Origin of the sequence: Candidatus Phytoplasma gossypii (assembly GCF_030586975.1) — a bacterium.
GTDB classification, from domain to species: Bacteria; Bacillota_I; Bacilli_A; order Acholeplasmatales; family Acholeplasmataceae; genus Phytoplasma; species Phytoplasma citri.
The window spans coordinates 1-9,634 of the sequence record NZ_JAOSIT010000024.1 but is presented as its reverse complement, the minus strand read 5'-3'; the positions used below and the strand labels follow the sequence as shown (position 1 = coordinate 9,634).

At 26.6% G+C, this 9,634-nt stretch carries 8 protein-coding genes and 1 pseudogene; 8 read left to right on the top strand and 1 reads right to left on the bottom strand.

All coding sequences use genetic code 11. The features are described from left to right. Positions 1 to 133: 133 nt before the first annotated feature. From OC698_RS02210 to OC698_RS02175, 5 genes and pseudogenes are all read left to right on the top strand, one after another. Positions 134 to 409: a ribosomal-processing cysteine protease Prp gene (locus OC698_RS02210; RefSeq protein WP_304513091.1), complete on the top strand. Its 276-nt coding sequence runs from the start codon at positions 134 to 136 to the stop codon at positions 407 to 409. A 74-nt stretch (positions 410 to 483) separates the two neighbouring features. Then, the gene (gene rpmA / locus OC698_RS02205; RefSeq protein ID WP_320411986.1) at positions 484 to 786 is read left to right on the top strand and encodes a 50S ribosomal protein L27; all 303 of its coding nucleotides are present in this window, start codon (positions 484 to 486) and stop codon (positions 784 to 786) included. 904 nt (positions 787 to 1,690) lie between these two features. Further along, positions 1,691 to 3,365: pseudogene (locus tag OC698_RS03230) on the top strand (reverse transcriptase domain-containing protein). Positions 3,366 to 3,500: 135 nt separating this feature from the next. Continuing rightward, on the top strand, positions 3,501 to 4,778 hold the full coding sequence (gene obgE, locus OC698_RS02180) for a GTPase ObgE (protein ID WP_304513089.1): 1,278 nt from the start codon (positions 3,501 to 3,503) through the stop codon (positions 4,776 to 4,778). A gap of 40 nt (positions 4,779 to 4,818) precedes the next feature. Then, positions 4,819 to 5,445 (top strand): hypothetical protein, encoded by a 627-nt coding sequence (locus OC698_RS02175; RefSeq protein ID WP_304513083.1) that lies wholly within the window; start codon positions 4,819 to 4,821, stop codon positions 5,443 to 5,445. A gap of 81 nt (positions 5,446 to 5,526) precedes the next feature. Here the strand turns inward: OC698_RS02175 and OC698_RS02170 are convergent, their stop codons facing one another. Beyond that, a complete protein-coding gene (locus OC698_RS02170) occupies positions 5,527 to 6,198 on the bottom strand; it encodes an adenylate kinase family protein (RefSeq protein ID WP_193621872.1) in 672 nt (223 codons plus the stop codon). Between the two features lie 484 nt (positions 6,199 to 6,682). On the opposite strand from OC698_RS02170, the gene rpsD reads away from it, so the two are divergent. The 3 genes from rpsD to mgtA form a co-directional block, all read left to right on the top strand. Next, positions 6,683 to 7,288 carry a 30S ribosomal protein S4 gene (gene rpsD / locus OC698_RS02165; protein ID WP_304513082.1) on the top strand — a complete coding sequence of 202 codons (606 nt, stop codon included), beginning with the start codon at positions 6,683 to 6,685 and terminating at the stop codon, positions 7,286 to 7,288. Between the two features lie 92 nt (positions 7,289 to 7,380). Continuing rightward, positions 7,381 to 7,581: a cation-transporting P-type ATPase gene (locus OC698_RS02160; protein WP_304513081.1), complete on the top strand. Its 201-nt coding sequence runs from the start codon at positions 7,381 to 7,383 to the stop codon at positions 7,579 to 7,581. Next, a partial coding sequence (mgtA, locus tag OC698_RS02155; protein ID WP_320411985.1) for a magnesium-translocating P-type ATPase occupies positions 7,569 to 9,634 on the top strand: 2,066 nt, incomplete at its 3' end. The genes OC698_RS02160 and mgtA, both read left to right, overlap by 13 nt.

Here is a 9,634-nt window from a genome sequence, read left to right as displayed (position 1 = left end):
AACCGTGAGGGGAAATTAGTTCTCGCAAGAGAGTAAATTAGGGAAAGCCGGATGCTTGGAAACTTGCTTGTCCGGTTTGGACGGGGGCTGATTGTAAATAAAACGGCAAATACAAATCGCCGCATAAAACGCAATTAATCTATCTGTATTTAAAGGCCATGCTCAATATTCTTGTTCAAATGATATAGTTTGTTCTTCAGTATCTACCGCTATAATAGTGACTATTAATGCTATTGAATTGTTAGAATTAAGTAATAAAATTAATTTTAAATTAAAAAAAGGTTATTTTAAATTAATTTTATTAGAATCTAATTTAATAGTGAATAAATTATTAAAAAATTTTAAATATACTTTCAAAGATTTAAGTCGGCAATATCCAAATTGTTTAAAAATTAAATTAATTAAATAAAAGATTTAAGTCTATAATATCCAAATCGTTTAAAAATGAAATTAGTTAAAAATATAAATAATTAAAAGAGGTCAATTATGTTTAAGTTAAATATTCAATTATTTGCGACTAAAAAAGGGGTTAGTTCTACACGCAATGGGCGCGATTCCCATTCTAAATCTTTAGGCGCTAAATTATCAGATGGTCAATATACAAATGCCGGATCTATTATTTATCGCCAAAGAGGAACTAAAATTATTCCGGGTAAAAATGTTGGTCTCGGTAAAGATGATACTTTATTTGCTCTTATTAATGGTTTTGTTAAATTTGAAAAAATTCGTATTAATAAAAAACAAAAAACTTGCGCTTCAGTTTATAACAGTATTTTGCAAAAATAATTATTATAATTTTTTTAAATAAGTATTTTTACATAAAAGAATTTAAATAATATTTAAAGTATTTTTTATATTTAATATTTAATTTTTTAATTAGAAGTTATTTGGTTTAGAAACAATTTTTGATGAAATTAAAAAAAGTTAATTTTTCAAAAATAAAAATATTGGAATGTTAGTGAATGTTTTGGTTAATTATAATTTAGAGAATATTATTCGTTATATGCTGTAAAAAATAAAATTTATTGCCGAATTGAACGGATAATTTATCTAATATAAATTAATTTGGGGAATTATATGAATTTTATTGATGAAGTAAGGGCGCCAAAGACGCCTAAATTTCGTGCTATTTAACCAATAGCCAGAGCCGATAAACTCTGAATGGAGATGGTCGGTTTGACAAACGAAAGAATGTCAAATTATAGCAGACCATAAAAGCGGGTTGCGACGAAAGCAAATTAGTCAAGAAGACCTCGCCACCAAATAATTCGATGGAGAAGCCTGCAATGGCCTAAGAAGGAAAATTGATGTAATATCAAAACTTGTTCGGAAGTTGCTTATATGAACAGTCTAGAGTCTACTAATATATATTACTTGTATTGAGTAGTTTATCAATTAAAGGAACCTGGAATCAGCCTCCCAAAAGAGGGTACTTCACCTAAGGAATTAAGGTAGAAATTTAGAGTAACTTGGAGAATCCTAAAACTAAGTAATTAAGTTTACCAATTCGGAAATAAAAGCCCGGATGGTCAAGGATAAAGAATCTTTTTAGTAGTCGTAAGGGTAAACCTAAATTTGGAATAATTTAGTCAATCGGCTTACCAAGAAGAGAGTTAATGACTCTTATAGGGCGAAAGAAGAAAGTAATTTACTATTTATTCAATGGTATCAAGGAAGGAGTTGATATATAATATCAACAACGGTTTCACTAGAAACTAAACTTTCGCGAACATTGGATAAAATTCAATATTGTTCATCAAACGGTTACTCTTTAAAAAGAGAACTCCAGCAGGGAATGAATAATTTTTATAATACGTTGAAGAATCGTGGCCAACAAAGGAGCGGGTATCCCCGGAATTGATGATGAAACCATTAATGGTATTAATTTAGAGACGCTAGAGAGATACCATTAGGAATACGTCAACAATGGTTACCGCCCCCCAAACCAGTTAAAAGAATTCTCATTCTTAATGATAATAAAAGAACCAGACCTTTGGGTTTACCCATCATCAAAAATCGGCTAATATAAAAATGTCTCGAACAATTCTTAACTCCCTATTTTGAAAATATCTTTTCAGCATGGAGTTTCGGATTTAGAACCAGAAAATCTTGTCATGACGCTATCAAACGTGTCAAACAAAGATTTAAAGGGATTGACTATATTGTCAAAATTGACTTAAAAGGCTTTTTTAATACGATCAATCATGAAATTTCAATGGGAACCTTAAAACAATTCATCAGAAAGAATAAAACTCTGTCAACCATTAACAAATGGTTGAAAGCCGGTTTCATGAAAGACGATCTCAAATACGAATCTTTATCAGGTTCTCCTCAAGGAGAGATTATTTCTCCCTTGCTGGTGAATGTATATTTACATTACATTGACCTGAAAATGGAGGAACTAATTAGAGAAGGAAAACTAATTTGGAAGAATAACCCAGAATATGGCGAAGCATGGTCTAAAAATCAGCATGATAAACTGGGGATTGATAGTTCTCTTAACCTAAATCCGAAACCAAGAATTGAGTACATCCGCTATGCTGATGATTTATCGTTGGTGTTAAAGGCGAGTATGACCAAGCCGAAAGGTTCAATAATCGAGTAACACAATGGCTAGAGCAAGATTTAAAGCTTACGATCAGTAATAACAAATCAAGAATTGTGAAAGCCAACAAAGGGACAAGGTTTCTATCCTACATGATAAAGGTAAATTCCACCAATAAAAAACTCGTATAAGGAAAACCACAAAGAATTCCTTAAATGGCAAGGTTTAAATCCAAATTACCAAAGCGAAAGCCAAAGAATATGGAGATGAATACACTTGGTTAAAAAAGGGAAAGGTGAGACACGACGAAGCATTAGTGTTAATCCAATACTTTTGCTTAGTTAACAATCTCGGTGTTTTAACTTATCTAAATTATCTAGCTGAAGATAGCTGTTTGAAAACGCTGGCAAGGAAACGAGAAACGTTGATTGCTAGAATTCGAAAGAAATTCCATATAGGTTCAACCTGAGCTATCCCTTATCTTAATAAAGGAAAAATCCAATATGAACTATGGGTCGTCTACTCTTGGGATAAAATTAAAAAAATGCGTAATTATAAGGGAAATCCGGATATTACCATTAATAGATTTATATTCCAAGGTCGCATGCATCTAACCGACTGTTTGAAAGCGGAACGTTGTGAGAATTGCGACAAAACAACCCGACTTCAAATCCATCACATTGGGACAGTTCGCAACGCGAATCATTCAAGGATCATGAATAAAAGAACAAAGGTATTGCGTAAAGTTTGTCATCGGAAGATAACCAATCAACAAATACATGATATCAGGAAAATAAGAACAATAAGAATAAATAGCTAATCAACCGTGAGGGGAAATTAGTTCTCGCAAGAGAGTAAATTAGGGAAAGCCGGATGCTTGGAAACTTGCTTGTCCGGTTTGGACGGGGGCTGATTGTAAATAAAACGGCAAATACAAATCGCCACATAAAACGCAATTAATCTATCTGTATTAAATTACGTTAAAGCTGGTGATGGAGGATGTGGTAAGGTAGCTTTTAGAAGAGAAAAATATGTTCCTTACGGAGGACCTTCAGGGGGAAATGGAGGTAATGGAGGATCTGTAATTTTTGTAGGTGTTTCAGGTGAAAATAATTTATTTAAACTTAAGTATCGTAAAAAAATTAAAGCTTTAAATGGTTATAATGGTGAAAATAAAAATAAAAACGGAGCTAATGCTCCTGATTTGTTTATAGAAGTGCCTTTAGGTGTTTCAATTTATAATCATACAAATAATCAATTAATTGGAGAAATTTTGGAAGCCGGAGAACGTTTAATAATTGCTCGAGGTGGTAAAGGCGGTAGGGGCAATTTTGCTTTGACTAATCATTTGAATTCAGCTCCGTCTTATGCTGAAAAGGGCGATTTAGGAGAAAGTTTAATTATTAGAACAGAATTGAAAATGTTAGCAGATGTCGGTTTATTAGGTTTTCCTAACGTAGGTAAATCATCTTTGTTAGCTGCTTTATCTAATGCTAAGCCGAAAATTTCTTCTTATCCTTTTACTACTTTAACTCCTTGTTTAGGAATGGTTTTTGATCAAAAATTAAATTTTGTGATTGCTGATATTCCTGGTTTAATTGAAAATGCTTCTTTAGGACGTGGCCAAGGTATTAATTTTTTAAAACATATCGAAAGATGTAAATTGTTATTACATATATGTGATGCTTCAAATGATGATATTTATTTAAATTATTTATTATTAAATGAAGAATTAAAAAAATATCATATTAATATGTTAAAAAAACCTCAAATAATAGTTGTTAATAAAAGAGATTTACCTTGTTTTCAAAAAAATTTTCTTATTTTAACCCAACAAATAAAAGATAAGATTATTATGCCTATTTCTGTTATTAATTATTTAGGTTTAACAGAGTTGAAAAATATTATTATAGAACATTTACAAAGAAGTGATTTGTGTAATATAGATACAACCGTGAATAATATTCAAGATAAAAAGATTTTTACTTTGAATGAATCTGTTAAATTTATCATTTCTAAAGAAAGCAATGGTTGTTATGTAGTTACCGGTGATTATATTGAAAAATTATTTCATAGAACAGATTTTAATAATCATGAATCAATTAGTCATTTTTCTTATATTTTGAAAAAAATAGGAGTTGAAGAAGAATTAAAAAAAAGAGGAATGAGATCCTCTGATCAAGTAAAAATTTGTAATTGTATTTTTGAGTTTGTAAATGAGACAAATTTTTAAATAATGCATTTATAAAAACAAAAAGGAAAATTATACACATATGAAAAAACTAAAATTATCATCTTTAGAGAGAATAGTTTTTTTATCTTGTTTATCTTCTTTGTCTCTTGTTTTAGATTTAATTTTTAAAAAGTTATTCACTTCTTATTCTATATTACGTTTTTTTAATTCTATTATTTGGTTAGATGGTTTCAAATTAATACCTTTATTTTTTATTCCTTTATTTAATCGTCATTATTTTTGGTCTTTTATTTCTGTTTCTTTTGTAGAAATTATTGCTTTTTGTTTCAGAGGTACTATTTATCCATATAATCCATTATTAACTTTATTTTATGGTCTTTGTTTGGGTATTTTGCCTATTTTTTTACTCTCAAAATATTTTGATTCATTTTTATCTGTTTATTGGCGAATAACTTTAATTTGTTGTTTATATTTTACAACATACATTTTATTGAATCTTTTTTTTTTAGATTATATTTTGTATAATAAAAATTATGATTACTTAAATAATTTTTCTGCTGTTTATAATAAATTTTTAAAAAGATTTGTATCTCCTTTGATTTATATTCGTTTTTTATCAGTTTTTTTCTTTTCTGGATTTTTAACTTATATTTATTTAACGATATATCGACAATTTTTATCTTTTTATTTTCATGAATCATACTAAAATATAATTAATTTTAGTTTTAAATTATAAAATAAAGTTATTTTAAAGTTATTTTTTTATTAATGGAAATATTGATTAGTTTTAGGTTTGTGTTTTTGAATATTTTGAAATTTTTTTTAATAAAATTTTTGTTACATCGTTGATAGACATATTGTCATCATCAATACGAATTTCTAAAAGTTTATTTTTATTACGATATTGTTCTATTAAAGGATAGGTTTCTTTTTGGTAAATTGCTAAACGTTCATTAAAAGTTATTAAATTATCATCTTTTCTTTGAATTAAGACATTATTATCCTTATCACATATTCCGTTTTTGTTAGGTTTTTTAGTTTCTAAATGATAAATTTCTCTACATTTTGGGCATATTCGTCTACCTAAAATTCTTTTTTGTAAAATTTTGATATCAGAATTGAAATAAATTACTTTTGTCAAAATAATATTTTTTTGTTGAAATAATTTATCCAAAAACATAGCTTGTATTGAATTTCTAGGAAATCCATCCAAAATAAAACCTTTTTTATTTTGTTCTTTTAATAATTGTTCTTCAATCATAGCATTTGTGATATGATTAGGAACTAAAAAACCTTTTTCTATATAAGAATTGGCTAATTTTCCTAAATTAGTATTTAATTGTAAATTTTTTCTGAAAATATCTCCTGTTGAAATATGCGGAATATTAAAATATTTAGATAAAATTATCGCTTGTGTTCCTTTGCCAGTAGCAGGCGGTCCTATTAATATTATATTCATTCTATAACCTTTCTTGTTTGGATAGAATTTAATTAGGGAATTATCTCTTAAATCCAGTTTTAATATTTAACATAATATAAAGTTTGCAGTTCTATTGATTTTAAAAAAAACGCTAATTTAAAGGTCAATTAATTTTAAATTAAATTATTTCATTATCAAATAATGTGCTTATTGAGGTTTTAAATATGTTATTTTTAAATTTTACAAAATTTATAATTAAAAATTGAAAATGATAAACACTAAGTATTTATATCACATAAATTTACTAATTTCAATAACATTGATATTTTATATCCAATAGATTTTTAAAATTTTTATATTCATTAATTTAAATTTAACTATTTACTTGACTATCTTTTGGTTTTATCATAAAATATATGATATATAGTGTTGTATTGATTAATCTATATGTACTTTAGCGTTTTCAAAATTAAATAAAAAAATAAAATTTCACTCATAAGTGAATTAAAAAGGAGCATTGTGGATGTCTACCGCGAAACCGATTTGGAAAAAGTCACGTTTTTTGAATTTTTCTTTAACCGGAACAGGAAAAGAATTATTAAATAAAAAAGATCATTTCAATTTAAGTAAAAATAAAAAACGAAAAAATAAATTAAGTGATTATGGACTTCAGTTACAAGAAAAACAAAAAGTTCGTTTTACTTATTGTATGTCTGAAAAACAATTTAAGCGTTTTTTTGTTAATGCGTCCAAATTTAAAGGTTCTCATGGGGAAAACTTTTTGATATCCTTAGAATCTCGTTTAGATAGAATTGTGAATTTATTAGGTTTTTCTAAAACTATTTTACAAGCAAGACAATTAATTTCTCATGGTCATGTTTTAGTAGATGGTAAAAAAGTTGATATTAGTTCTTATGTTGTTAAACCAGGACAAAAAATAACTTTAAAAGAAAAAGCAAAACAAATGAAAATAGTTTCTTATTGTTTGGAAACATCCAAAAATAATAAAGTAGATTATGTTGTTTTAGATAAAATTTCTTTAATAGGTAGTTATATCCGATATCCTTATAGAAATGAGTTTTTAACAGATATTAACGAGCAATTAATTGTGGAATATTATAATAGATAAAATTTCTTTTTTATTAAGAAACAATAATAAAGAAATTTTTGGGTATTCATATTAAAAAAAAATTACTTTATTTAGGGAGTTGTGTAATCAAAATGAAGTTGCCTTTTAGGAAAAGTTTTTTTTCTAACATTAATTTTCTTAAGGATGTTAGTCGCCAAGATATCAATGAACTTTTAGCCTATTTATCTTCTAGTCTTAATGGTTTATCTTTGGATGAAATTGATGAAAGAAAGAAAAATTCTAATGTTAACGTTTTAAATAAAAAAAAAATTATTATTTTATCAAAATTATAAGAGTTTTATTAAATCCTTTTAATTTTATCTTATTATTTTTATTAATTTTTTATTTTTTTAAAGATATTTATTTAGCAGATCCCAAAGTTAGGGACTATGCTACTTGTTTTATTGTATCTTTTATTTTAGTGGTTTCCAATTTTATGCATTGGTTACAAGAAGCTAGATTTTCTAGTGTAATAGATAAACTTAAAAAAATTGTTTCTTTAACGGCATCTGTAAAAAGATCTGACCAAATTTTTAAAATACCTTTAAACGAATTATTAGTGGGGGATATAGTTTTATTATCAGCTGGAGATATCATTCCGGCAGATATTAGATTATTAGAGACTAAAGATTTTTTTGTTAAAGAAACAACTTTTACAGGGGAATCGGATGCGGTAGAAAAAAATGCTTTTTCTCGAATAGAATCAAATGATCTTTTAAAAGATCCTAGATTAGTTTTTATGGGTACTAATGTTGTTTCGGGTTATGCTGTTGGTATTGTAGTTTTGACAGGATTAAATACTTATTTAGGTCATATTCATCAATCTTTAGATAAAGAAAAAACTTATTCTTCTTTAAAGCAAGGTATCAATTCTATTGTTAAAATATTAATCAGTTGTATTTTGATTTTATTTCCTTTAATTTTTGTTTTAAATTGGTATAAGTGTACAGAAAAATTTATTTTTTGGAATGTTTTTGCTTTCGCTTTGAGTATAATTTTAGGCATCACTCCTGAAATGTTGCCTTTGATTGTGACAACTTCTTTTATGAGAGGGGTTTCTGTTCTTTCTAAATATAACGTTATTGTAAAAAATTTATATTCTATGCAAGATTTTGGTGCTATAGATATTTTATTCACTGATAAAACAGGAACTTTAACAGAAGATAGTGTTGCTATCGACAATTTTTTAGATATTTATAATAAAAGTAATTTTAAAATTTTAAAATATGCTTATTTAAATAGTTATTTTCAAACAGGTTTAAAAAATGTTATAGATAAAGCAATTATTGATAAAATGCATAATAATTGTCATTTCGATTCTATGTTAGCGAAAAATTTTATTAAAATTGATGAAATTCCTTTTGATTTTAAACGTCGCATTATGACTATTTCGCTTCATAATATTCATGAGGATTATGATTTAATCATTACTAAAGGAGCGATTGAAGAAATATTAAATATTTGTAATTATGCCGAATATATCGATCCGACAACAAATCAAGCTCAAATATTAAATATTGATAAATCTCAAATTTTAAATCATGTTATTCATTATAATCAGTTAGGATTTCGCGTAATTGGGGTTGCTTATAAACTAATTCAAAAAAATCAAAATTTGATATTTAATAATGATGAAAAAATAGAAAATAACATGATTATATTGGGTTTTTTAATTTTATTAGATCCTCCTAAAATTAGTTCTGCAGATGCTGTTTTAGCTTTAAAAAGTTGTGGCGTAGACGTGAAAATTTTAACTGGTGATAACGAGATTTTATCAAAAATTATTGCTAGTAAAGTTAATATTGATTCTGCAAAATGTTTATTAGGTTCTAATTTGATTGAAATGAGTGATGAAGAAATTTATAAACAAGCTCATTATACTAGTATTTTTGCTAAATTATATCCAGAACAAAAAGCTAGAATTATTAATATTTTTCGTCAAAAAGGACATATTGTAGGTTTTATAGGGGACGGTATTAATGATGCTATCGCTATGAAAAACGCAGATTTATCTATTACTGTTGATTCGGGAGTTGAAGTTGCTAAAGAATCAGCAGATGTTATTTTATTGAATAAAAATTTAACTGTACTAAAAGATGCCATTTTAGAGGGTCGAAAAAATTATATTAATATGTTGAAATATATTAAATTCACTTTAGCCTCTAATTTTGGTAATATTTTAAGTATTTTATTAGCTTCTTATTATTTACCTTTTATTCCTTTTATGCCTATTCAGATTTTATGTTTAAATTTAATTTATGATTTATCTTGTTTAGTTTTACCTTTTGATGATGTAGAATCTATTTATTTGAAAAAAAAATCTTGTTGGAATAGCCGTAATATTTG